Annotated in this window: 23 protein-coding genes; 19 read left to right on the forward strand and 4 right to left on the reverse strand. The window is 62.2% G+C overall.

Annotated elements, in window-relative coordinates:
* Positions 1–342: 342 nt before the first annotated feature.
* Positions 343–1,824 carry a flagellin N-terminal helical domain-containing protein gene (locus ACTPOI_RS10985; RefSeq protein WP_440108719.1) on the reverse strand — a complete coding sequence of 494 codons (1,482 nt, stop codon included), beginning with the start codon at positions 1,822–1,824 and terminating at the stop codon, positions 343–345.
* Positions 1,825–2,156: 332 nt separating this feature from the next.
* Between ACTPOI_RS10985 and ACTPOI_RS10990 the strand changes: the two genes are divergently transcribed.
* From ACTPOI_RS10990 to ACTPOI_RS11005, 4 genes are all read left to right on the forward strand, one after another.
* Positions 2,157–3,638 carry a flagellin N-terminal helical domain-containing protein gene (locus ACTPOI_RS10990; protein ID WP_440108721.1) on the forward strand — a complete coding sequence of 494 codons (1,482 nt, stop codon included), beginning with the start codon at positions 2,157–2,159 and terminating at the stop codon, positions 3,636–3,638.
* A 209-nt stretch (positions 3,639–3,847) separates the two neighbouring features.
* Positions 3,848–5,305 carry a flagellar filament capping protein FliD gene (gene fliD, locus ACTPOI_RS10995; protein WP_440108723.1) on the forward strand — a complete coding sequence of 486 codons (1,458 nt, stop codon included), beginning with the start codon at positions 3,848–3,850 and terminating at the stop codon, positions 5,303–5,305.
* A gap of 69 nt (positions 5,306–5,374) precedes the next feature.
* The gene (fliS, locus tag ACTPOI_RS11000; protein ID WP_440108725.1) at positions 5,375–5,830 is read left to right on the forward strand and encodes a flagellar export chaperone FliS; all 456 of its coding nucleotides are present in this window, start codon (positions 5,375–5,377) and stop codon (positions 5,828–5,830) included.
* 3 nt (positions 5,831–5,833) lie between these two features.
* Positions 5,834–6,133 carry a flagellar protein FliT gene (locus ACTPOI_RS11005; protein ID WP_291519540.1) on the forward strand — a complete coding sequence of 100 codons (300 nt, stop codon included), beginning with the start codon at positions 5,834–5,836 and terminating at the stop codon, positions 6,131–6,133.
* 235 nt (positions 6,134–6,368) lie between these two features.
* Here the strand turns inward: ACTPOI_RS11005 and fliE are convergent, their stop codons facing one another.
* Positions 6,369–6,680, reverse strand: coding sequence for a flagellar hook-basal body complex protein FliE (gene fliE, locus ACTPOI_RS11010; RefSeq protein ID WP_440108727.1), 312 nt, complete (start codon positions 6,678–6,680; stop codon positions 6,369–6,371).
* A 174-nt stretch (positions 6,681–6,854) separates the two neighbouring features.
* Between fliE and fliF the strand changes: the two genes are divergently transcribed.
* The 13 genes from fliF to fliR all read left to right on the forward strand — a co-directional run bounded on the left by fliF (position 6,855) and on the right by fliR (position 18,023).
* On the forward strand, positions 6,855–8,540 hold the full coding sequence (fliF, locus tag ACTPOI_RS11015) for a flagellar basal-body MS-ring/collar protein FliF (protein WP_440108729.1): 1,686 nt from the start codon (positions 6,855–6,857) through the stop codon (positions 8,538–8,540).
* Between the two features lie 21 nt (positions 8,541–8,561).
* Positions 8,562–9,557 (forward strand): flagellar motor switch protein FliG, encoded by a 996-nt coding sequence (gene fliG / locus ACTPOI_RS11020; RefSeq protein WP_300455132.1) that lies wholly within the window; start codon positions 8,562–8,564, stop codon positions 9,555–9,557.
* Positions 9,544–10,260 (forward strand): FliH/SctL family protein, encoded by a 717-nt coding sequence (locus ACTPOI_RS11025; protein WP_440108731.1) that lies wholly within the window; start codon positions 9,544–9,546, stop codon positions 10,258–10,260. Before fliG ends, ACTPOI_RS11025 begins: the two co-directional genes overlap by 14 nt.
* A 26-nt stretch (positions 10,261–10,286) precedes the next feature.
* Positions 10,287–11,654 (forward strand): flagellar protein export ATPase FliI, encoded by a 1,368-nt coding sequence (gene fliI / locus ACTPOI_RS11030; RefSeq protein ID WP_440108787.1) that lies wholly within the window; start codon positions 10,287–10,289, stop codon positions 11,652–11,654.
* Between the two features lie 35 nt (positions 11,655–11,689).
* Positions 11,690–12,130: a flagellar export protein FliJ gene (gene fliJ / locus ACTPOI_RS11035; RefSeq protein WP_440108733.1), complete on the forward strand. Its 441-nt coding sequence runs from the start codon at positions 11,690–11,692 to the stop codon at positions 12,128–12,130.
* An 11-nt stretch (positions 12,131–12,141) separates the two neighbouring features.
* Positions 12,142–13,452 carry a flagellar hook-length control protein FliK gene (locus ACTPOI_RS11040; protein WP_440108735.1) on the forward strand — a complete coding sequence of 437 codons (1,311 nt, stop codon included), beginning with the start codon at positions 12,142–12,144 and terminating at the stop codon, positions 13,450–13,452.
* Positions 13,453–13,728: 276 nt separating this feature from the next.
* A complete protein-coding gene (locus ACTPOI_RS11045; RefSeq protein WP_440108737.1) occupies positions 13,729–14,277 on the forward strand; it encodes a flagellar basal body-associated FliL family protein in 549 nt (182 codons plus the stop codon).
* An 18-nt stretch (positions 14,278–14,295) separates the two neighbouring features.
* Complete coding sequence (gene fliM / locus ACTPOI_RS11050; RefSeq protein WP_440108738.1) at positions 14,296–15,300, forward strand: flagellar motor switch protein FliM; 1,005 nt, start codon at positions 14,296–14,298, stop codon at positions 15,298–15,300.
* Complete coding sequence (fliN, locus tag ACTPOI_RS11055) at positions 15,290–15,727, forward strand: flagellar motor switch protein FliN (RefSeq protein ID WP_440108740.1); 438 nt, start codon at positions 15,290–15,292, stop codon at positions 15,725–15,727. The genes fliM and fliN overlap by 11 nt, the downstream gene beginning before the upstream one ends.
* Positions 15,728–15,737: 10 nt before the next feature.
* The gene (locus tag ACTPOI_RS11060; protein ID WP_440108741.1) at positions 15,738–16,097 is read left to right on the forward strand and encodes a FliO/MopB family protein; all 360 of its coding nucleotides are present in this window, start codon (positions 15,738–15,740) and stop codon (positions 16,095–16,097) included.
* On the forward strand, positions 16,090–16,869 hold the full coding sequence (gene fliP, locus ACTPOI_RS11065) for a flagellar type III secretion system pore protein FliP (RefSeq protein WP_440108743.1): 780 nt from the start codon (positions 16,090–16,092) through the stop codon (positions 16,867–16,869). The genes ACTPOI_RS11060 and fliP overlap by 8 nt, the downstream gene beginning before the upstream one ends.
* Positions 16,870–16,881: 12 nt before the next feature.
* The gene (gene fliQ / locus ACTPOI_RS11070; protein WP_440108744.1) at positions 16,882–17,151 is read left to right on the forward strand and encodes a flagellar biosynthesis protein FliQ; all 270 of its coding nucleotides are present in this window, start codon (positions 16,882–16,884) and stop codon (positions 17,149–17,151) included.
* Positions 17,152–17,252: 101 nt separating this feature from the next.
* A complete protein-coding gene (fliR, locus tag ACTPOI_RS11075; protein WP_440108746.1) occupies positions 17,253–18,023 on the forward strand; it encodes a flagellar biosynthetic protein FliR in 771 nt (256 codons plus the stop codon).
* 28 nt (positions 18,024–18,051) lie between these two features.
* Here fliR and ACTPOI_RS11080 read toward each other — a convergent pair whose 3' ends face one another.
* Both ACTPOI_RS11080 and ACTPOI_RS11085 read right to left on the reverse strand, forming a co-directional pair.
* Positions 18,052–18,681 carry a response regulator gene (locus ACTPOI_RS11080; RefSeq protein WP_440108747.1) on the reverse strand — a complete coding sequence of 210 codons (630 nt, stop codon included), beginning with the start codon at positions 18,679–18,681 and terminating at the stop codon, positions 18,052–18,054.
* On the reverse strand, positions 18,678–19,790 hold the full coding sequence (locus ACTPOI_RS11085) for an ATP-binding protein (protein WP_440108749.1): 1,113 nt from the start codon (positions 19,788–19,790) through the stop codon (positions 18,678–18,680). The genes ACTPOI_RS11080 and ACTPOI_RS11085 overlap by 4 nt, the downstream gene beginning before the upstream one ends.
* A gap of 186 nt (positions 19,791–19,976) precedes the next feature.
* Between ACTPOI_RS11085 and ACTPOI_RS11090 the strand changes: the two genes are divergently transcribed.
* Together ACTPOI_RS11090 and ACTPOI_RS11095 are read left to right on the forward strand one after the other, a co-directional pair.
* Entirely contained in the window at positions 19,977–20,423 is a 447-nt protein-coding gene (locus tag ACTPOI_RS11090; RefSeq protein ID WP_440108750.1) for a hypothetical protein, read from the forward strand.
* Between the two features lie 49 nt (positions 20,424–20,472).
* Positions 20,473–20,835, forward strand: coding sequence for a response regulator (locus ACTPOI_RS11095; RefSeq protein WP_108615931.1), 363 nt, complete (start codon positions 20,473–20,475; stop codon positions 20,833–20,835).
* The last annotated feature ends 4 nt before the right edge of the window (positions 20,836–20,839 follow it).

Raw genomic sequence — 20,839 nt, forward strand, 5'->3', positions numbered from 1 at the left:
CTCTTGCCATGGAGATTCAGGCGGCTTTGTGCCTGTCGCCATCATTGGGCAAGAACTGCCAGCCGGTACTGACTCATCTGTAGCGGTAGCGTTGCCAGGGTGGCGCTCAACGAAGGTTGCGTCTGGCAACAGAGGGCGCATCGGTCGAGTCTCCTGATCCTCGGTGGTCGATGGGCCAGCTGTTCCGGCACTGGATATATCGCTTTTCTTTCGTTGACGTGGGATGCCCCGGTTCACGCGGGCGCGGCAACAAAAAACCCCGGTGCCTGGGGAGGCGACCGGGGTACGGGGGAGTTTGCCTGCAGGTCCACCAACCTGCCGCCCAGGGTCACCCGGGATCGGTTACTTGAGCAGCGACAGCACACCCTGTGGAATCTGGTTTGCCTGGGCCACCATCGCAGTGCCTGCCTGCTGCAGGATCTGGGCGCGCGACAGGTTGGCGGTTTCGGCCGCGAAGTCCGCGTCCAGAATACGCGAGCGCGAGGCAGACAGGTTCTCGGAGGTGATGTTCAGGCTGGCAATGCTCGACTCGAAACGTGCCTGGAGCGCACCCAGCTTGGCACGTTCGCCGCTGATGAAGGCAAGCGCTGAATCCACGGTCTTGAGAGATTCAGTGGCTTTCGAGAACGTCGTCACGTCAAGGTCTGCCACCCGCTTGAGGGTCGAGCCACCCGTCGTGAGGGCGTTGGACGTCGAAGTCAGGGCAAACGATTTGTCCGAGTCCAGTGTGATGTAGCCGCTGACCGTGGTGAAGTTGGCGTTGGTGTCTGCCGCCAGCGTCACGCTGCCGCCGGCTGCGGTGCCGTCTGCCTGCAGCTTGGTCACGATGGTGGTGCCGGCGTTTTGCACGGCGGTGTCCGCTACCACGATGTCATTGCCGGTGGCGTTCGCCAGCAGCACGCGATCGCCTGTCGCATTGAGCGATGCTGTCACGCCGGTTTTGGCCGACTGGTCATTGATGGCGGCCACGGCGGCCGACAGCCGGTCTGCGCCTGAAGTGGCTGTCAGGGTGAACGACGCGGTGATCGGCGTGGTGTTGTCCGCTTGGATGGCCAGGGTAAAAGAGCCTGCAACGGCTGCGATGTCCAGTTCGACCTCGGTGCGGGCTGTGGCGGTAACGCCCGAGTTGGCCTTGACCGCATTGATCTGGTCGGCGATGGTCTTGGCCGAGGAGCTGCTCGCCACGTTCAGCGTCGCGGTACCCAGGGAACCACTGATGGAAACTGCGCCCGAGGTCACGCCGTTGGGCGGGATGGACGTGGCAGCCGCTGCTGCAGACACGCCTGCACCGGCGGAAGACACGTTCTGGTTATTGCCGTAAACACTGGTACGCAGGTTGGCGGTGGCCGCCACAATGGTCTGGTTGGCGTTGGCGCCCACCTGGAACTGCTGCGTGCCGAAGGTGCCGTCCAGCAGCTTCTGGCCGTTGAACTCGGTGGTTTGCGAGATGCGGTCGAGCTCGGCCACCAGCTGGCCGACTTCCTGCTGCAGGGCCTGGCGGTCGCCGGCGCTGTTGGAGGCGTTGGCCGACTGCACGGCCAGTTCACGCACACGCTGCAGGATGTCGCCAGCTGCCTTCATCGCGCCTTCGGTGACCTGCGCGAGCGAAATTCCGTCGTTGGCGTTGCGGGCCGCCTGGTTCAGGCCCTTGATCTGCGAGGTGAAGCGCTCGGAGATGGCCAGACCGGCCGCATCGTCCTTGGCGCTGTTGATGCGCAGGCCCGATGAAAGACGCTGGATGGAGGTATTCAGCGAACTCTGGCTCATGCCGAGGTTGCGCTGTGCGGTCAACGATGCGACGTTGGTATTGATAGTGGCTGCCATGGCGTTACTCCTGCAGAGCTGAAGACAAACATTTCTGCCGGTTTAAGCGTTGCCCCTCCGGCGGACTTCTCGGGAACGATGGATGAATTGTGGGCAGCCGGGTTTTTTGCGTTGGGGTGATAAGACGCAGAAAAACCGTTCAATCTGTGCGTTTGACCCTAAAGTTTTCCCGGCGCGACCCGAAAACCTAACCAACGGGACGCATGAAGTGAGAGTGATGCCCGCCGTTCACCCCAGCCGCTGGAGCAAAAGGTGAGCACTGTGGCCAGGTAGACCTGGCATTCAGTTGGCGGAAACGCCACATTCAGTCAGTTCTTTTCAGGAGTAACGCCATGGCAGCCACCATCAATACCAACGTCGCATCGTTGACCGCACAGCGCAATCTGGGAGCAAGCCAGAGTTCGCTGAACACCTCCATCCAGCGCCTTTCGTCGGGCTTGCGCATCAACAGCGCCAAGGACGATGCGGCCGGTCTGGCCATCTCCGAGCGCTTCACCTCGCAGATCAAGGGCCTGAACCAGGCGGTGCGCAACGCCAACGACGGTATCTCTCTGGCCCAGACCGCTGAAGGCGCCTTGAAGGCTTCCGGCGACATCCTGCAGCGTGTGCGTGAATTGGCTGTGCAGTCGGCCAACGCGTCCAACAGCGCCGGCGACCGCCAAGCCCTGCAACAGGAAGTCTCGCAGCTCGTGTCCGAGTTGGACCGCATTTCTCAAACCACGGAGTTCAACGGCCAGAAGCTGCTGGACGGTACTTTCGGCACGCAGCAGTTCCAGGTGGGCGCCAATGCCAACCAGACCATCACGGCCTCGACTGCCAACCTGCGTACCAGTGTTTACGGCAACAACCAGAACGTGTCGTCTGCAGGTGCTGGCGTTTCCGCTGCAGCTTCTGCCACTTCGGCTCCAGCCAATGGCGTGACCTCTGGTGCGGTCTCCATCAGCGGCTCGCTGGGCACGGCCACCCTGAACGTGGCCAGCAGTTCGTCGGCCAAGACCATTGCAGACCAGATCAATGCCGTGAAGGCCGATTCGGGTGTCACTGCAACGGCCCGCACGCAGGTTGAACTGGACATCGCAGCCACCGCAGGCTCGTATACGCTGGCGATCAAGGGTGACAACACGACGGCGCAAAACGTTTCGTTCACGCTGACATCCACCTCCGGTGCAGATCGCCTGTCGGCTGCTGTGTCCGCCATCAACGACCAGTCGGCCAAGACCGGTGTCACCGCTTCGCTGAACAGCACCGGCGACAAGGTCATCCTGACCAACGCCACCGGCAACGACATTCAGGTATCGGACACCGCCGTCCAAAATGCTGGTACCACCACGGTGACCAAGCTGCAGGCTGACGGTACGGCGGTTGGCGGCAGCGTGACCTTGGCTGCGGACACGACCGCCGACTTCACGACCGTGAGCGGGTACATCACGCTGGATTCCGACAAGTCCTTCGCGATCACTTCGGCCAGCAACGCGCTGACCACTGGCGGTTCCGCGCTGCAAAAGGTGTCTGACCTGGACGTGACCACGTTCAACAAGTCCACCAATGCCCTGAAGACGGTGGACTCGGCGCTCTCGTTCATCAACGGTGAACGCGCCAAGCTCGGTGCCCTGCAGTCGCGCTTCGAATCGTCGATCAGCAACCTGCAAGTGACGTCGGAAAACCTTTCCGCATCGCGCTCGCGCATTCTGGATGCCGACTTCGCCGCAGAAACTGCCAACCTGTCGCGTTCGCAGATCCTGCAGCAGGCAGGTACCGCGATGGTGGCTCAGGCCAACCAGCTGCCCCAGGGCGTGCTGGCCCTGCTGCGGTAAGCAGCAACGGCTTGTAAGGCAGGCAGGGCGTTGCAGCGCTCTGGCCTGTCAGGCACCAGGCGGCGGCAGATTTTCTGTCGCCGCCATTTGGCTTTTTGCAGGGCGGGTGCCAGGACCGCCCGATAAGACGGGTTTCCTGGCGTGTTTACGGACGTTCCTTGTCGCCATTCGGCGCCATAATTTCCGTTGGACCAGTTCAGGAGGTTTGTATGGCCACCATTTCATCGCCCGGCGTGGGAACCAACGGGCTTGATGTCAAAAGCATCATCTCCCAGCTGGTTGCGCTCGAAAAAAGACCTCTGGACACTCTCAAGCTCCAGGCAGCCACGGTCAATACCAAGATATCGGCCTTCGGGCAGATCAAGTCGCTGGTGTCCACGCTGCAGGATGCAGCCAGCAAGCTCACCAGCGTGACGGGCTGGAACGGTGTCACGACGACCTCATCGGATTCAAAGTACGTTTCAGCGAGTGCAGTGGGCGGCACCTTGCCTACTTCCTTCAGCGTGGAAATCCAGAGCATGGCCAAGGCCCAGGCTACGGCTTCTGCCGCGCTGCTGCCTGTGGGCGGCGCCCTCGGCGCGGGTACGCTTCGCCTTGAACTGGGCAAGTGGAGTGTGGCCCCCGCATCGTTCACGCCGCAGAGCGGCCAGCCGGTAGACATCACCATCAGCGCGGGCGACAAGCTTTCAGACATAGCCAGCAAGATCAACGGCGCCAATGCCGGGGTCACGGCTTCGATCCTGACCGATGCATCTGGCGAGCGCTTGCTGCTCACCGGCAAGGGCACGGGTGAAATGGCCGGCTATCGCGTCTCGGTGAACGAGGGCGCAGGCTTTGATACAGGCGTGCAGTCCTTTGCCGAAAACTCGGATGGGGTGGGCTTGTCCCGTCTGGCAACCGCCCAGATGGATGTGGCTGCGACGACGATGGCGGCGGATGCACGCGCCAAGGTCAACGGCATCTCCGTGACCTCTGCCACCAATTCGTTTGCCACCACCATCTCGGGTGTGACCTTCAAGGCCGAGCAGGTCACCGAGGTGGGCAAGCCCATTTCGATCACGGTGGCCAAGGACGACTCGGCCGTCCGTTCCAACATTGACGCGTTCGTGAAGGCGTACAACGCCATCAACGACCTGCTGCAGGAGGCCACCAAGTACGACCCCAAGACCAAATCTGCGGGGCTTCTGCAAGGCGATTCCACGGCCATCACCCTCCAGAATTCGCTGCGCTCGGCCGTCCAGTCCGTCACGACAGGCGGCGGGGCCTTCCAGCGCCTGGCGGATATCGGTATCAGCCAGGCACTGGGCGGTAACCTGGTGGTGGACAGCGCCAAGCTGGGCAAGGCCCTGGCGGACAGCCCTGATGCCGTGAAGGGGCTGTTTCGCAACACGGGTGGAGGCGCTGCCGACGGCATCGCTGTGCAGGTCAAGGCGCTCGCCACCAACCTGCTTTCCAACAGCGGCTTTTTCAAATCCAAGGACGACAACCTGCAGCTGAGTCTCAAGCGCATCAGCCAGGACCAGTCGCGGGTGAATGACAAAGTGGATGCGTTTGAAAAGCGCATCACGCAGCGCTATAACGCGCTCGACAAGCAGCTGAGCAGTCTGAACGGCCTCAATGCTTATGTGGCGCAGCAGGTCACGGCCTGGAACAAGTCCAACGGGTGATGTCGGAGGCCTTCAGTTTCCCTGGAGCCCGCCGATAACCCTAGTAAGTAACCTCGAAGGATTGACAGCATGTTCAGCGCCTACAGCCCCCGTGCAGCCAACGCCTATCAGCGTATCAACATTGAAACCAGCATGCACACGATTGACCAGCACCAGCTGGTCAGCCTGCTGTATGAAGGTGTGCTCAACTCCATCGCCACGGCGCGTGGTGCCATGGCGCGGGGCGACGTGGTGGGCAAGGTTAACGCCATCTCCAAAGCCCTGCGCATCATTGAAGAAGGCCTGAGCACCGCCCTGGATCGCGTGGACGGCGGCGAGCTGGCCAGCAACCTCGGCGCCCTGTACGATTACTGCACGCAGCGGCTCATCCTGGCCAACGCCCGCAACGACGACGCGATGATGCAGGAAGTCATGAAGCTGATCGAGCCCGTCGCGCAAGGCTGGAACGAGATCAAGAAGAACGGCGTGCTGGCCGCCGATGCGCCACCGTCCGCCTCTGGCCAGCCTGCGCTGGTGGAGGCCTGAAACATGTCACATATGCTGATTGACTACTACAAGGCCATTGAGGACAGCAGCGCCAAGATGCTGGAGGCCGCACGGCTCAAGGACTGGGACGGCGTGGTGCGCTACGAGGGCGCCTGTGCCGTGTTGATCGAGCAGCTGCGCTTCAAGGCCCAGGAGCACGACCTGCTGCCCGAGCACCGCCGCGAGAAGATGCGCATCATGCAGCGCATCCTGCGCAACGACGCGCAGATTCGCACCCTGGCGGAACCCTGGCTGGCCCAGTTCGAGCACCTGTTTGAAGGCCAGCCGTTGATGATGCATTGAGGCGCTACCAGGTGCGCCTTGCCGGCCGCCGGGTCGGCAAACCGCCAACGGGGCTACCTCACTCCCATCCAGAAAGCGAAACGCCCTGCAATGCAGGGCGTTTTTGTTGGCGGGTGGGTGCGTCGGTGCCGGGTGGGGTGCTGATCCGGCCCCGCAGAGGGAATTTCAGGTCAAAATGGCCGATGGCGCTTGTTTTGATTGGTCCTATTGCTATATAAATAGTAGCAAATCTCTTTTACACCTGCATGTTCATGATGTCGGTGTACGCCTGCACCATGCGGTTGCGTACATGCAGCGTGGCCTGAAATCCGATCTGTGCCTTCTGGATGGCGACCATGGTTTCTTCCAGGCTGACAGACGGGTTTTCCATCTGAACTTCTTTTTGCAGGTCGGCCGAGCGGTTCTGTGCGGCGCTCACCGACTGCAGGGCCCCTTTCAGGGCGCCCGAGAATCCGACGTCGGAGCCCTCGTTTTGCGGCGCTGCAGCACGGCGCGTCAGGCCTGCACCCGTGAGGGGAGCGGTAGAGCTTGAGATGCGTAGGTCCATGGCGTGTCCGTGGGGAATGGCGGTATGCTGGGTATCCTAGCCATCGCTGGCGCTGCCATCGTGGCGAAATGATGGACAAACCAGCGCCTTATCGAGCGAACATTCAGGGCCTGTGGCCGAATAATCGGTCCCACGCCCAGCTCCGTTGCCGGGCCAGTCCTCATGGAACGCAAGATGTCTGCTGTTGCTGAAATTCCTCTCGCCACCCCGTCTGCCGGCCCCTCATGGCTGCAGCGGATGTCTGCGCTGGATCGGGCCCAGCGCATGCGTCTGGGTGTGGGCATTGCGCTGCTGGTGGCCATTGCCGTGGCCGCCATCGTGTTTGGCCGCCAGCCCGACTACCGCGTGCTGTTTGCCAACCTGAACGACAAGGACGGGGGCGCCATCGTGGCGCAGCTGTCCCAGATGAATGTGCCCTACAAGCACGCCGATGGCGGCGGCGCCATCCTGATTCCGGCAGACCGTGTGCACGACGTGCGGCTGCGTCTGGCCACCCAGGGGCTGCCCAAGGGCTCGGTAGCTGGCTTCGAGTTGATGGAGGCCAGCAAGTTCGGCATGACGCAGTTTCAGGAGCGCCTCAACTTCCAGCGCGGCCTGGAGGGTGAGCTCACCCGCTCCATCCAGGCCCTGTCGTCCGTGCAGGGTGCGCGCGTGCACCTGGCGCTTCCCAATCAAAATGGTTTCTTCCGCGAGCAGCAAAAACCGTCGGCTTCGGTGTTGGTCAGCCTGCACCCGGGCCGCGTGCTCGACCGCGCACAGCTCGCGGGCATCGTCCACTTGGTGGCTTCGAGCGTGCCAGAGCTGGCCCCCTCGGCTGTGAGCGTGCTGGACGATACCGGCAAGCTTCTGTCGCAGACACCGGAAGGCGGCGCTGGTGCCGAGGTGAATGCGCAGCAGCTGTTGTACGTGCAGCAGCTGGAGCAGCAGTACACCCGCCGCATCATGGACATCCTGGAGCCCGTGGTGGGCCGCAACAACGTAAAGGCGCAGGTCACTGCGGAGGTTGACTTCACCCAGACGGAGTCCACCTCCGAGCAGTTCCGCCCCAACCAGACGCCCGATGCAAGCGCCATTCGCAGCCAGCAGGTGCTGGAAAGCCGTGGCAGTTCCAACAAGACGGCCACTGGCGTGCCCGGTGCGGTGGCAAACCAGCCGCCTGCACCGGCAGCAGCACCCATCAACGGCGCAAACCCGGCTCCCAACGCAGCGGGCCAGCAGGGCGCCGAAGAGCAGACCAGCAAGCGCGAGTCCACTACCAACTACGAAGTGGACAAGACAGTCCGCGTGACCCGCGGCAGCACGGGGGCCGTGAAGCGGCTGAGCGCTGCGGTGGTCGTCAACTACCAGTCCACTGAAGAAAAGGGCAAGGCGGTGACCAAGGCGCTGTCGCCCGAACAGGTGGAGCAGATGACGGCGCTGGTGCGCGAGACCATCGGCTTCAACCGCGAGCGCGGTGACTCCGTGAACCTGATGAACACCCCGTTCCAGGTTTCCGTGACGCCCGCCAACGAAGTGCCGGTATGGAAGCAGCCCGAAACGATCGAGCTGGCCCGCAGCCTGGCCTGGCCCGTGGGTGCCGTGCTGTTCGGTGCCATGGTGCTCCTGGGCCTGGTCCGGCCGGCGCTCAAGGGCGGTACCAAGGTTGAAAAGGTCGATGCCGTGCCAGTGCCTGGCGCCCAGCTCGATGCCCTGGAGGCCGACACGCCCGAACGCCCCGCGCTGCCATCGCCGGGCCGCAAGGAAGAACCCGTGGCCACGCCGGAGCAGCTGCGACTGGAAGATGCGCGGGTGCTCGCCAAGGAGAACCCGATGGCAGTGGCCAATATCCTGAAGACCTGGCTCAACGGCGAACCCGCCTGACGGCCTGCCCGGACGACAACCATGGACGACCAAGGACTCCACGACGCCGCCATCATGCTGATGTCTCTCGGCGAGGAAGAGGCGGCCGAAGTATTCAAGCACTTCTCGCCCAAGGAAGTGCAAAAGCTGGGCGAAACCATTGCCCGCATGCGCTCTGTCTCCCGTGAAAAGGTGGACGAGGTCATCAACAAGTTTTCCAACGCGGCTTCGGCCCAGAGCCTGCTGGTATCGGACACCGGCAACTACGTGCGCGCCGTGCTCAAGCGCGCCTTGGGCGACGACAAGGCCGGCCTGCTGATTGACCGGATCCTGCAGGGCGGCGACGTATCGGGCATTGAAAGCCTCAAGTGGATGGACCCGCTCTCGGTAGCCGAGCTGCTGCGCAACGAGCACCCGCAGATCGTGGCTGCCATTTTGGTCCACCTCGACAGCGATCAGGCGTCGGGCATCCTGATGCACCTGACGGACCGCCAGCGCAGTGAAATCCTGTTGCGCGTGGCCACGCTGGAGGGCATCCAGCCAACGGCGCTCAAGGACCTCAACGAGGTGCTTTTCAAGGTGCTTGCAGGCGGCGACAAGATCCGCAAGAGCTCGCTGGGCGGGGTCAAGGCCGCGGCCGAGATCATCAACCTCTTGGGCGGGAACATGGACGCCGTGGTGCTGGAGTCCATCCGCGGTTACGACCCCGACCTGGCCCAGAAGATCATGGACAAGATGTTCGTGTTCGAGGACATCCTCAAGCTCGACGACAAGTCCATCCAGACGGTGCTCAAGGAAGTGGCGTCCGAGACGCTCATCGTGGCGCTCAAGGGCGCGGTGCCCGAGCTGCGCGAAAAGTTTCTGTCCAACATGTCTTCGCGCGCTGCCGAGGCCCTGCGCGAGGACCTGGAATCGCGTGGACCCATGCGGCTGTCCGAAGTCGAAGCGCAGCAAAAGGAAATCCTCAAGACGGTCCGCCGCCTGTCCGACGAAGGCCAGATCGTGATCGCTGCAGGTGGTGACGATGCCTTCGTCTAGCCATCGCGCTTATTCGCGCTTCATCCCCAGCGAAGAGGTCGGCCTCGTCACGCAATGGAGGTTTGGGGCTGTGGATGGCTCCAGCATTCCGGAGCCAGAGGCCGATGAAACGCTTGCGGTGGAGTTGCCCGCCGAACCTGACGAGGCCGCGCAACAGGCCCTTGTGCAGCAGGCTTGCGACGACGCCTTTGCCGAAGGCTTTGCCCAGGGGCAGGCACAGACGGCGCTGGAGTGGCAACGCCGCATGGATGAATACATCGACAACCAGGGCCAGGAGGTGGCGAAGCGACTGCAGGGTGTGATGCAAGCGCTGGACGCAAACCTGGGCGAAATGCAGCAAGAGATGGCACAGCAGGTATTGGCCCTGGCCTGCGACATCGCGCGCCAAGTGGTTCGTCAGGAGATCTCGGTCAACCCGAATGTGCTGCACCCGGTGGTGCGTGAGGCGCTCGGCATGCTGGTCACCGAGGGACGGCCGTCAGCGGTCAGGCTCAACCCCGTCGATATGGAATCTGTGGGCGATGCCCTGAGCGCAGATGCGGGCGCGCCCGGCCTGCGCTGGGTTGCCGATGCGACCGTGGCGCCGGGCGGATGCCTGGTGGAATCCTCGGGCACCGTGATCGACGCCACGCTGGGCAAGCGGTGGGAGCGCGCCGTCTCCGCACTGGGTCTCGAATCGCCCTGGCAGGAAGGGGAGTCCTGATGGCCGTTGAAAGCACCTCTTCCTGGATGCAGTTCATTGCGGAGGCGCGTGCACGCGCCTCAGACACCGTGGACCTGGAAACGCGGGGAACGCTGACGCGCCTGACGGGGCTCGTCCTGGAAGCCGCAGGCATCCGTGTGCCTGTGGGTTCGCAATGCATGGTCCAGATGCCCGGGCACGCTCCAGTGCTGGCAGAGGTGGTGGGTTTTTCGGGTGACCGTGCCTTTCTCATGCCCGCAGGCGACATCCACGGGCTCTCCAGCGGAGCCAGCGTGGTTCCGGCGGCACCGTACATCCCCACGCCACGCCTGGGCGAACCTGCGGCGGCAGTGCAGCGCGCCGGCGTGCTGCGGCTGCCCATGGGCGACGGCTTGCTGGGCCGGGTGGTGGATGCGCAGGGCGTCCCTCTGGACCACCAGGGGCCTGTCACTAACGTGGTGGCCGAGCCCATGGGCCGGCGCCAGATCAATGCAATGGACCGTTCACCCGTGCGCGAAACGCTCGATACGGGAGTGCGTGCCATCAATGCGCTGCTGACCGTGGGTCGAGGCCAGCGCCTGGGCCTGTTTGCCGGCTCGGGCGTGGGAAAGAGCGTGCTGCTGGGCATGATGGCCCGGTATACGCAGGCCGACGTCATCGTGGTTGGCCTCATCGGCGAGCGGGGCCGCGAGGTCAAGGAGTTCATCGAAGACATTCTGGGGCCCGAAGGCCGTGCACGTTCGGTCGTGGTGGCTGCGCCGGCGGATGCGCCTCCGCTGCTGCGCATGCAGGGTGCGGCCTATGCTACCGCGGTGGCCGAGCACTTTCGGGACAAGGGGCGCCATGTGCTTTTGCTCATGGATTCACTCACCCGTTATGCCATGGCCCAGCGCGAAATTGCGCTGGCCATCGGGGAGCCGCCTGCCACCAAGGGCTACCCGCCCTCATGCTTTGCCAAGCTCCCCCAACTGGTCGAACGCAGCGGCAACGGGCTGCATGGAGTGGGCTCGATCACGGCCTTCTACACCGTCCTGTCCGAGGGAGATGACCAGCAGGATCCGATCGCCGATGCGGCGCGGGCCATCCTCGATGGGCACATCGTACTGTCGCGTGCGCTGGCCGAAACGGGCCACTTCCCGGCCATTGATATCGAACAATCTGCGTCCCGCGTGATGCATAACGTGGTCGATCGGGAACACTTTGATCTGGCCCGGCGCTTCCGTGCGACGTATTCGCGCTACCAGAAGAGCCGCGATCTGGTCCAGGTGGGCGCTTACATGAGCGGGTCGGATCCTGCGCTGGACGAAGCCATCAGGCTGCAGCCCCAGATGGCCGCGTTCTTGCAGCAGGACATGTTTGAAGCCGCTTCGCTGGGGCAAAGCGTCGCAGGCATGGCCGCTGTGGTGGGCCACTGACCGCGCCTGCCATCTTCATGACCAGTTGATTCAAGATGTCCAGCCTCACTTCGCTCCAGGTTGCAGTCGATGTGGCCACGCGCAAACGTGACGATGCCCGGCGCGCTTTGCAGGCCACGCTGGCCGCACAGCACGCAGCGCATGCGCAGCTGGAGCAACTGCGGGACTATGCCCGGGAAACCGAGGCTCGCTGGGGCATGCGGGCAGATGCCGAGATGAAGCCCGAGGTGATGTACCACCACTATCACTTCATGGACCGGCTTGGCCATGCAGCGGGCCTGCAGACCACGGTGGTGGGAGACCACGAGAGCCGCGTGGCAGGCGCCAGGCGTGCGCTGCTGGAGGCAGAGCTACGCCTTGCCAGCCTTTGCAAGGTGGTCGAAAAACGCCGCGCAGACCTCGAACTCAAGGAAATTCGCCGCGATCAGAAACAGACGGACGAACGCGCTGCATTGCAGTACCGCTCGTCCCACTAGGAGCATTGACCATGGAAGCGACACGCGCCCAAGCCTCACAGCCCGGCCCGGCATCCCAGCCATCTACCCAGGCCGCTGCGCACGCGCAGAAGGTCAAGGGCGGTGCACCGGGTACGGCGAACGCACTGAGCGCAAACCCCGGCGATTTTCTGGCCCTGCTGGCTGGCTTGACGGACACGCCGGACGCGGGCGCTGCAGCGCAAGCGTCGGGCGACTTATTGGCGCCCGATGCGCTTCTGGGGGATGCGGACCCGCAGACCGCAGATGCTGCAGCCCTGGCGGCATGGCAGGGGCTGCTTGTTCCTGAAGACCGGTCTTCGCCGGCCTTGGGCCTGTTGCGGGGGCGCGCCGATGCTGGCGGCGAAATCAGCGGGGCCGCTATTCAGGATGTACTGTTTTCGAAGACGGGCGGTCGCGCCCAGGGTCTGGTGGCCGAAACCGTTTTGCTGGATGCGTCTGCCGATATGCGTGGAGGTCCTGCACCTGTTTCAGGTACTGCACATGCACGTGCATCCGCGCGAGCCAACGGCACCGTCGCGCAGCGGCCTGACCCGGCCTCGGATGTGACCGCGTCGCGCGCTTCCTCGACATTGGACCGCATGCAGGGCCAGCCATTCGGCCCTGTGGTTGCACTAGTCCCCATGGAAGCACTCGCGATGGGTTTGAGTCGCGCCGGTGCATCGGTGGAGCGTTTTGCGGGCAGTGCGCCGCTGGCAGCCGAACTGGCTGGAGCTCTGGGCGAACTGGTAGCGGGAGGTGCTGGGGTCGGACAGGACGCCAGTGCCCGGGCGTCGGGTGGCGATGCGGGCCTGCGCGACCAGGGTTACGGCGGAGGAGCCCTCACGGAGCCGGGTGGTGGCCCTGCCGTCGAAACGGTGGACTCTGCAGGCGCACCGGGGGACGCGGCGCAGGCGAGCGTGGAGGACCAGCTGGCTGAGCAGGTGGCTTACTGGGTCAATCAGGAGACACAGAACGCTGAGTTGACTGTCACCCGCGACGGGCAGCCGGTGGAGGTATCGGTCACGTTGTCGGGCAATGAGGCCCACGTCACTTTCAGAAGTGATCAGGAGCATACGCGCGAGATTCTGGACCGCAGCATGCTGCAGTTGAGTGATCTGCTGCGCGGCGAGGGGCTTGTGCTTTCCGGCATGTCCGTCGGAACTTCGTCCGCGAGGAACCCTGATGGCGGTAGCGGGGGATCAGATCAGAAGCGCCGTCGTGATGATGCACGCCAGGCGCAGGTGAGCCCCATCCCCTTGGCAGGAGCCGGACTTGCAGGTTCAGGCCGCGTGTCAGACCGTTCGGTCGATGTGTTTGTGTGAGCGACACCGAGGCGGCAAGGCTGGTGTGGCAGGGGCGGGGCCAGGGTGTCCGCACAAAACCTGATGTGCGACACGTTCAGCAACCCTCCATAGGTTGTTGAATGCCGTGGTTTTAGGCATTTATTCTGGCTATTATGGGTTGCATCGTCATCCCATAATGGGGCATCTCAGGCAGCACTGGCATCCATAAATGCACTGGCCTGAAAGCTCTTCTAGCAAGGAAACCGCATCGTGTCAGCCCCCCCACCCGCAGCGGCCCCGGTCAAAAGCAAAAAAATGCTAGTGATCATCATCGGCGTTGTACTACTTGTAGTGCTGGCTGGCGGCGGCGCAGCCGCCTGGTTCATGACCCGGTCCCACGGTGACGAGGAAGAGGGTGGCGCCAGCGCGAAACCGGCCAAGGAAGCGCCGAAGTTGGCACCGACGTTTCTTCCCCTTGAAAATATGGTGGTGAACCTCGCCGACCCGGGGGGAGACCGCTTTGCGCAGGTCGGCATCACGCTCGAACTGGAGGACGCGAAGACGGCCGAGCAGGTCAAGCAGTACTTGCCTAGCATCCGCAGCGGCATTCTGCTGCTGGTTTCGCAGCGGACGTCCGCGGAGCTTTTGCAACGCGAGGGCAAGGAAAAACTTGCGACCGACATCCTGCGCGAGGTCTCGCGCCCGTTGGGATTCAAGGTTCCCACTGAAAAGGAGCGGGCGCGTGCGGCAGCTGCTGCAGCGGAACAGGACGAAGACGCTGAAGAGCGTCCGGCCGCCCGCAAACGCACCGAGCAGCGCAACCCCGTGCAGCGCGTGCTGTTCTCCAACTTCATCATCCAGTGACACGGGCAAGGACCAGTCATGAGTGATTCCTTCCTTTCCCAAGAAGAAGTGGATGCCCTCCTTGAGGGGGTGACCGGAGAGAGCCAGAAATCGGTCGAGGAGGTGGCCGAGGCGGGGTCCGTACGCACGTACGACATTTCCAGCCAGGAGCGCATTGTCCGCGGCCGCATGCCGACGATGGAAATCGTCAACGAACGCTTTGCCCGCAACTTCCGCATCGGTCTTTTCAACTTCATTCGCCGCAGCCCCGAAATTTCGGTGGGAACAGTTTCTGTACAGCGCTACAGCGCGTTCCTGCGGGAACTTGCCGTCCCCACGAACTTCAACATCCTGGCCATCCGGCCCTTGCGGGGCAGCGGGCTCATCGTGTGCGAGCCTTCACTCGTCTTCGGGATCATCGATACCTTGTACGGTGGTGTGGGCAAGTTCCAGACACGCATCGAGGGTCGCGACTTTTCGCCTACCGAGCAACGTGTGATCAACCGGCTGGTGGACGTCATTTGCGCCGAATACAAGAAGGCTTGGCAGGGCATCTATCCATTGGAGCTGGAATACCAGCGGTCCGAAATGCAGCCGCAATTTGCCAACATTGCGACCCCGAGCGAAATCGTGGTGTCGACGGCGTTTCAGCTGGAGATTGGCGACCTGTCGGGCGCGATTCATATCTGCATGCCTTACGCGACGCTGGAGCCCATCCGCGACGTGCTGTATTCCTCCACACAGGGTGACTCGATCGAGGTTGACCGGCGATGGGTTCGGGTTCTGACCCGGGAGATACAGGCTGCCGAGGTGACTCTGGTTGCCGAACTGGCGAAGGCGGACGCCACGGTGGAGCAGCTGCTGGCCATGAAGCCGGGCGATTTCATCGAGCTCGACCGCGAGCCGCGCATCCGCGCATCCATCGGCGGGGTTCCGATTTTTGAATGCCAGTACGGCACACACAATTCGAAGTACGCCATCCGTATCGAAGAATGCCTGCGCAATTCCGATATGAGCTGGCTGGGAGAAAAGAATGTCAACTGAAGAAGACAACAAGGACGCGGCAGCGGACGATCCGTTCGCTGGCTGGGCCGAGGCGCTGGAAGAGCAAAAGCGAACCGACGACAAGCCTGCTGACGGGGAGCAGGGCGGCCCGTTGTCGGGCGATCCGGTACGGCCGTTTTCGGGAACGGCAGATGGTTCGGTCAACGATATCAACATGGTGCTTGATATCCCGGTGCAGCTATCTGTGGAGCTGGGCCGGACCAAGGTTCCCATCAAGTACATCCTGCAGCTGGCACAGGGTTCTGTCGTCGAACTTGATGCGCTCGCGGGCGAGCCCATGGATGTGCTGGTCAACGGCTACCTCATTGCCCAGGGCGAGGTGGTCGTGGTGAATGACAAGTTCGGTATCCGCCTCACCGATGTGGTCACTCCATCGGAACGCCTGCGTCGGGTAAGCCGTGGGTAGCACCGGCAGCATGACGCAGACGCTGCTCGTCGTGGTGCTCTTTGTGGGCGCCATGGCCACGCTGCCGTGGCTCGTGCGTCGCTTGCAGCAGCGGCACGCTTCCAGCGGGCTTTCGGTGGGTGCCCCATCAAAAGTGATTTCGGCGGTAGCGGTGGGTCCTCAGCAGAAAGTGGTGACGGTAGAGGTTGGGCCGGAGCATGCCCGCACCTGCCTTGTGTTGGGCGTTACGCCCCAGCAGATCAGCTGTCTTCATGTGCTGCCAGTCAGCGGCGGGGCAGCGCCTCCATCGGCGACGACGGTCGCGACGCCTTCCTTCGAGAGGGAGATGGCGTTGGCTGGGCATTCCGGGGAAAAGGGTGGTCATGCTTGACCGCCGTTGTGGATTGATCCGGCAATCGGCACCGCTGTGGGCCCTGGTTGCCGTGTCGGCACTGGCGCTGCACGCGCCTGCCCTGGCGCAACCTGCGGCAGGGTCGTTACCCTTGGTGGTTGGCACCGGGCCAGCAGGTAACAGCTACTCTGTTCCGATCCAGACGCTGCTGTTCTTCACGGCCCTGTCGTTCCTTCCGGCGGTGCTGCTCATGATGACGGGATTCACCCGCATCGTGATTGTGCTGTCGCTGTTGCGCCAGGCGCTCGGCACGCAGTCCGCTCCGCCCAACCAGGTCATCATCGGGCTGTCGCTGTTCCTGACCTTTTTTGTCATGGGCCCGACGCTGGACCGCGTCTACGAAGACGCCTATGTGCCGTACACCAAGAACGCGATCACATTCGAGCAGGCGCTAGAACGTGCGGAGGCACCCATGCGGACGTTCATGCTCAAGCAGACCCGGCAGTCGGATTTCGCGTTGTTTTCCAGGCTGGCGCGGCTAGATCCCCAGGTGACGGCGGAGACCGCGCCGCTGCGTGTTCTCGTGCCTGCATTCGTCACCAGTGAGCTGAAGTCCGCTTTCCAGATCGGGTTCATGATCTTTATCCCGTTTCTGGTCATCGACATGGTGGTGTCGAGCATTTTGATGTCGCTGGGGATGATGATGCTGTCGCCGGTGCTCGTCGCACTGCCGTTCAAGTTGATGCTTTTCGTGCTGGCCGACGGCTGGAATCTTCTGATCGGCTCGCTGGCGGCGAGCTTCGTTCCCTGAAGGAGTGCGTGGATGACCCCCCAAATGGTGCTCACGATCGGGCATGACGCCTTGACGCTGTTGCTGATGATTTCGATGCCGGTGCTTGGCGTTGTCATGGCCGTGGGTTTGGTCGTCAGCATTTTTCAGGCTGTGACGCAAATTCACGAAGCGACACTTGCTTTCGTGCCCAAGCTGATCGCGGCCATGGTGGTCTTTGCCATTGCCGGGCCCTGGATGCTCAGCTCGCTGGTTGACTACATCCGCCGCACCATCGAGTCGATCCCTTCGGTGATCGGATAGACGCGTGGTGTCCTGCCGCCTGGTCTGTGCCACAAGGGGGCATCCGGAGTGATCGCGGTTCCTGCGTCTTCATCTCCTCGTTTTGGCGTGGGGGACCTGCGGTGATCACGTTCAGCGAGGCGCAGATCATGGGCTGGCTCTCTCCCATACTCTGGCCGTTTCTACGCGTGCTGGCGGTCTTCTCTGTGGCGCCCGTGTTTTCGATGCGTGCCGTGCCGATGCGCGTGAAGATCGGACTGGCCTTTCTGGTGGCGCTTTGCGCCCAGGCCGTACTGGTGGATCAGCCCGTCATCAGCGTCAACAGCCCTGATGCCCTGGCGGCGGTCGCCCAGCAGGTGGCGATTGGTCTGGCCATCGGATTCACGGTGAGGCTGGTTTTTGCCGCAGTGGAGCTTGCGGGCGAAATCATTGGTTTGCAGATGGGGCTGAACTTTGCGTCATTCTTCGACCCGACGTCCAATGCCCAGGTGAGCGCGGTAGCAAGGTTTTTTGGTCACATGGCAGTGCTTTTGTTTGTGGTGATCAATGGACATCTGCTGATACTGATGGCCGTCGTCAAGAGCTTTGACCGATTTCCCGTCAACGGAAACTTCCTGCAATCGCTTGCCCAGATGCGGCTTCACGAGATCGGGGCTTCGCTGTTTTCAAGCGCTCTCTGGATCGCTTTGCCCATGATTGCGTTGCTCATGTTTGTGAACCTCACGCTGGGCATCATCTCGCGCGTAGCGCCGCAGATGAATATCTATGCGGTCGGGTTTCCCGTCACGCTGACGGTGGGCATGCTGGGGATTGCTGCCACGCTACCCATGCTGGAGCAGCCTGTGCTTGCACTCATGCGGCAGGCTATCGACTTCTTTGCGGCGCAGCGTTGACGACAGTGCCAAGAGGGCAGCGTTGAACTCAGACGAGCTGGTTGCGAATCGCGTAAACAGTCAGTTCAGCGTTGTTTGTAAGCTTGAGCTTTTCAAGCACTCTTGACCGGTAGACGCTGACGGTCTTCGGGCTCAGCATCAGTTCTTCTGCAATATCGGAAAGACGCCGGCCTGATGCGATCTTCACCAGTGTCTGCAACTCACGCTCGGAAAGCGTTGCATGTGGTAGTTCTGGCGTGGGCTGGGCCAGGCTGTCTGCCAGCATCTGCGCGACCTCGGGCGTCAGGTATTTTCGCCCTTGGATCACGGTCCGCACCGCCTCGATCAATTGCACCGGATCGCCAGCCTTGTTGGCGTACCCGTGTGCCCCGGCTTTCAGGCAGCGAAGAGCGTACTGGTCCTCGGGGTACATCGAAACGATCAGTACCTTGATGTCCGGGTGGGTCTCGCGTACGCTGGCTAGCACCTCTAGCCCGCTGCGCCCCGGCATGTTCAGATCGAGCAGAAGGATGTCGCACAAGTCTGTGCGAAGCACCTCCCTAAGCTCTGCATATCCTCCGGCCTCCGCCGTCACAGTGATATCGGGTGCCTCACAGAGGGTGTCTCGAATGCCGCGACGCAGCACGGCATGGTCATCGCAAAGCACCACGCGGATCACTGATGTTCTCCTTGAGCGACTGAACTGCCTGCAGCCGTTAGTGGGACTGAAAGTATCACGGATGTGCCCTTGCCCGGCCTGCTGCTGATGTCGATCCAGCCACCTACGGTGCGCGCCCTTTCCTGCAGGCCTCTCAGGCCGAAAGTCCGCGGCTTGCTGAGCATTTCGGGCTCGATACCGACTCCGTCATCCGAGACTTCAATTGTCAGCACCCCCTCCTGATCGGAGAGGTCAATCGTGACCTTGCTGGGGGCTGCATGCTTGGAAATGTTGGTGAGCGCTTCTTGTGCGGTCCGGTAGGCGACCAGCTGGATGTCGCTGGACGCAGGAATGGTGTCCCTGCTTTTTGTCAGCTGAACAGGCGTGCCGGTTCGTTGCTCAAACCCCGTCGCAAGCCACTGCACAGCGGCAACTAGACCCTGTTCCAGCACGGGTGGGCGAAGGTTCATCATGATCCGTTGGCTTGCCCCGATAGCGTGATGAAGCATTTCTGCTGCCGAATCCGCGTGCTTGCGCATGGCTTCGTCATCGCTGTGGCGCGCGATCCAGGCCACGTCGAAACGCACGGCGGTAAGGGCTCCGCCAATGTCGTCATGGATCTCGCGCGCAATCGATGTTCGCTCGCGCTCGATCGACAACTGCAGGTGCTCGGCAAGCTCCGCAAGTCGCCGTTCAGAAACGGCAAGTTCACGGACCGCCTGTTCCCTGGCATATCGCGCTTCGTGGACTTCAATGGCCCGCTCCACTACATGGGGGAGTCGCTGCAGGTCATCCTTCAGGAGGTAGTCGGCCATTCCCATGCGGATGGCATCCACAGCTGCGGTTTCTCCGATCGCCCCAGAGACAAGAATAAATGGGGGGGATTGCGGCTTTTGTGCCACATAAGACCAAGCATCCAGGGCAGTAAAGCCCGGCAGGCGGTAATCTGCCAGAACAATGTCGAAACAGCGTCTGTCGATTTGCTGCTGGAATTCCTCCAGTGTGTCGACGCGAAGCGCGCTGAACGTAAGGCCTCCGCGCTTGAGCGCAAGCGTCGTCAGTCCGTGATCGGCTTCCGAGTCCTCAAGGTGCAAGATCTCTAGAAGTCGGTCGGATGATTTCTGGACCATGAGGGCGCTATCATAGGATACAAATTGGAACAAACAAGCCGTGTTTTTCCGGTTGGGGTAGCCGTACTGAGGGCGTCAAATGTTAGCGACAGTGGCTCAATGGGCAGTCGGCGGGCGTGGGGCGTGCATGACGCCACAGCGCTGTATTTTCGCGTGATTTGCTGATGATGCTGCGATGGAGAAACGATGCAATCAACGCTAACAACATCCGGGGAGCCTGCAGTGCAGGTGCCCGTTATGGTGGCGGCAGAGCTACAGGATTCGCTGCTGGTCGTGATGCATGACCTGCACCGGCTTGAGGGCTTGCTGAGCCATGCTACGGACAATCTCCTGGAGCGCTTCGGCGAGGCCAATGCAGCACTGACGGATGCGGTCGTTGAAGACACGCCAAAGCTGGTTGCGGCCCGGGCTGCGCTCCGCAGTGCGGTGACTGAACTCCAGTTTCAGGATATGGCATCACAGTTGATCTGGCACACCACGAAAGTCCTGCAGGGTTGTGCGTTCCGACTCGCTTCCGAGGCCATGGGGCACGAGGAGGGGGAAGACGCAGCGCCATTTGCAGAGATGGCGCCCGACAGGCCAAACCCCGTGACGCAAAGCGAGATGGACGCGGGATCTGTAGACCTGTTTTGACGTGCAGACTACCGGTTAACCTATATATTCAAGTCAGTTGGAGCCACATATGCAATCGATCCTTGCCGTTGATGATTCACCGTCCATGCGAAAAATGGTGGCATTTACCCTGACCGGGGCTGGGTATCACGTGGTGGAGGCGGTGGATGGGCAGGACGCGCTGGAGAAGGCTGAAACCCACAATATCGATCTCGTTCTGGCAGACCAGAACATGCCGCGACTTGACGGCATCGGCCTGACCCGCAAACTGCGTGAGCATCCAAAGTTCAAGACGATTCCCATCCTGATACTCACCACTGAGTCCAGTGACCAGATGAAGCAGGCGGGACGTACCGCGGGGGCGACAGGCTGGTTGGTAAAGCCGTTTGATCCGAACCGACTGATCGAAGTGATCCAGAAAGTGATCCGTTAGTCCC

Source organism: Acidovorax sp. BL-A-41-H1 (genome assembly GCF_051942715.1).

Bases quoted from the DNA above. Each gene is read 5' to 3' on its own strand.
- fliS (WP_440108725.1), top strand. From the start codon at position 5,375: ATGTTCAGCGCCTACAGCCCCCGTGCAGCCAACGCCTATCAGCGTATC.
- fliF (WP_440108729.1), top strand. From the start codon at position 6,855: ATGTCTGCTGTTGCTGAAATTCCTCTCGCCACCCCGTCTGCCGGCCCC.
- fliE (WP_440108727.1), bottom strand. From the start codon at position 6,680: ATGGACCTACGCATCTCAAGCTCTACCGCTCCCCTCACGGGTGCAGGC.
- ACTPOI_RS11090 (WP_440108750.1), top strand. From the start codon at position 19,977: ATGCAATCAACGCTAACAACATCCGGGGAGCCTGCAGTGCAGGTGCCC.
- fliN (WP_440108740.1), top strand. From the start codon at position 15,290: ATGTCAACTGAAGAAGACAACAAGGACGCGGCAGCGGACGATCCGTTC.
- ACTPOI_RS11095 (WP_108615931.1), top strand. From the start codon at position 20,473: ATGCAATCGATCCTTGCCGTTGATGATTCACCGTCCATGCGAAAAATG.
- ACTPOI_RS11040 (WP_440108735.1), top strand. From the start codon at position 12,142: ATGGAAGCGACACGCGCCCAAGCCTCACAGCCCGGCCCGGCATCCCAG.
- fliI (WP_440108787.1), top strand. From the start codon at position 10,287: ATGCAGTTCATTGCGGAGGCGCGTGCACGCGCCTCAGACACCGTGGAC.
- ACTPOI_RS11005 (WP_291519540.1), top strand. From the start codon at position 5,834: ATGTCACATATGCTGATTGACTACTACAAGGCCATTGAGGACAGCAGC.
- ACTPOI_RS11045 (WP_440108737.1), top strand. From the start codon at position 13,729: ATGCTAGTGATCATCATCGGCGTTGTACTACTTGTAGTGCTGGCTGGC.
- fliD (WP_440108723.1), top strand. From the start codon at position 3,848: ATGGCCACCATTTCATCGCCCGGCGTGGGAACCAACGGGCTTGATGTC.
- fliP (WP_440108743.1), top strand. From the start codon at position 16,090: ATGCTTGACCGCCGTTGTGGATTGATCCGGCAATCGGCACCGCTGTGG.
- fliQ (WP_440108744.1), top strand. From the start codon at position 16,882: ATGACCCCCCAAATGGTGCTCACGATCGGGCATGACGCCTTGACGCTG.
- fliG (WP_300455132.1), top strand. From the start codon at position 8,562: ATGGACGACCAAGGACTCCACGACGCCGCCATCATGCTGATGTCTCTC.
- ACTPOI_RS11025 (WP_440108731.1), top strand. From the start codon at position 9,544: ATGCCTTCGTCTAGCCATCGCGCTTATTCGCGCTTCATCCCCAGCGAA.
- ACTPOI_RS10985 (WP_440108719.1), bottom strand. From the start codon at position 1,824: ATGGCAGCCACTATCAATACCAACGTCGCATCGTTGACCGCACAGCGC.
- fliJ (WP_440108733.1), top strand. From the start codon at position 11,690: ATGTCCAGCCTCACTTCGCTCCAGGTTGCAGTCGATGTGGCCACGCGC.
- fliM (WP_440108738.1), top strand. From the start codon at position 14,296: ATGAGTGATTCCTTCCTTTCCCAAGAAGAAGTGGATGCCCTCCTTGAG.
- ACTPOI_RS11060 (WP_440108741.1), top strand. From the start codon at position 15,738: ATGACGCAGACGCTGCTCGTCGTGGTGCTCTTTGTGGGCGCCATGGCC.
- ACTPOI_RS10990 (WP_440108721.1), top strand. From the start codon at position 2,157: ATGGCAGCCACCATCAATACCAACGTCGCATCGTTGACCGCACAGCGC.
- ACTPOI_RS11085 (WP_440108749.1), bottom strand. From the start codon at position 19,790: ATGGTCCAGAAATCATCCGACCGACTTCTAGAGATCTTGCACCTTGAG.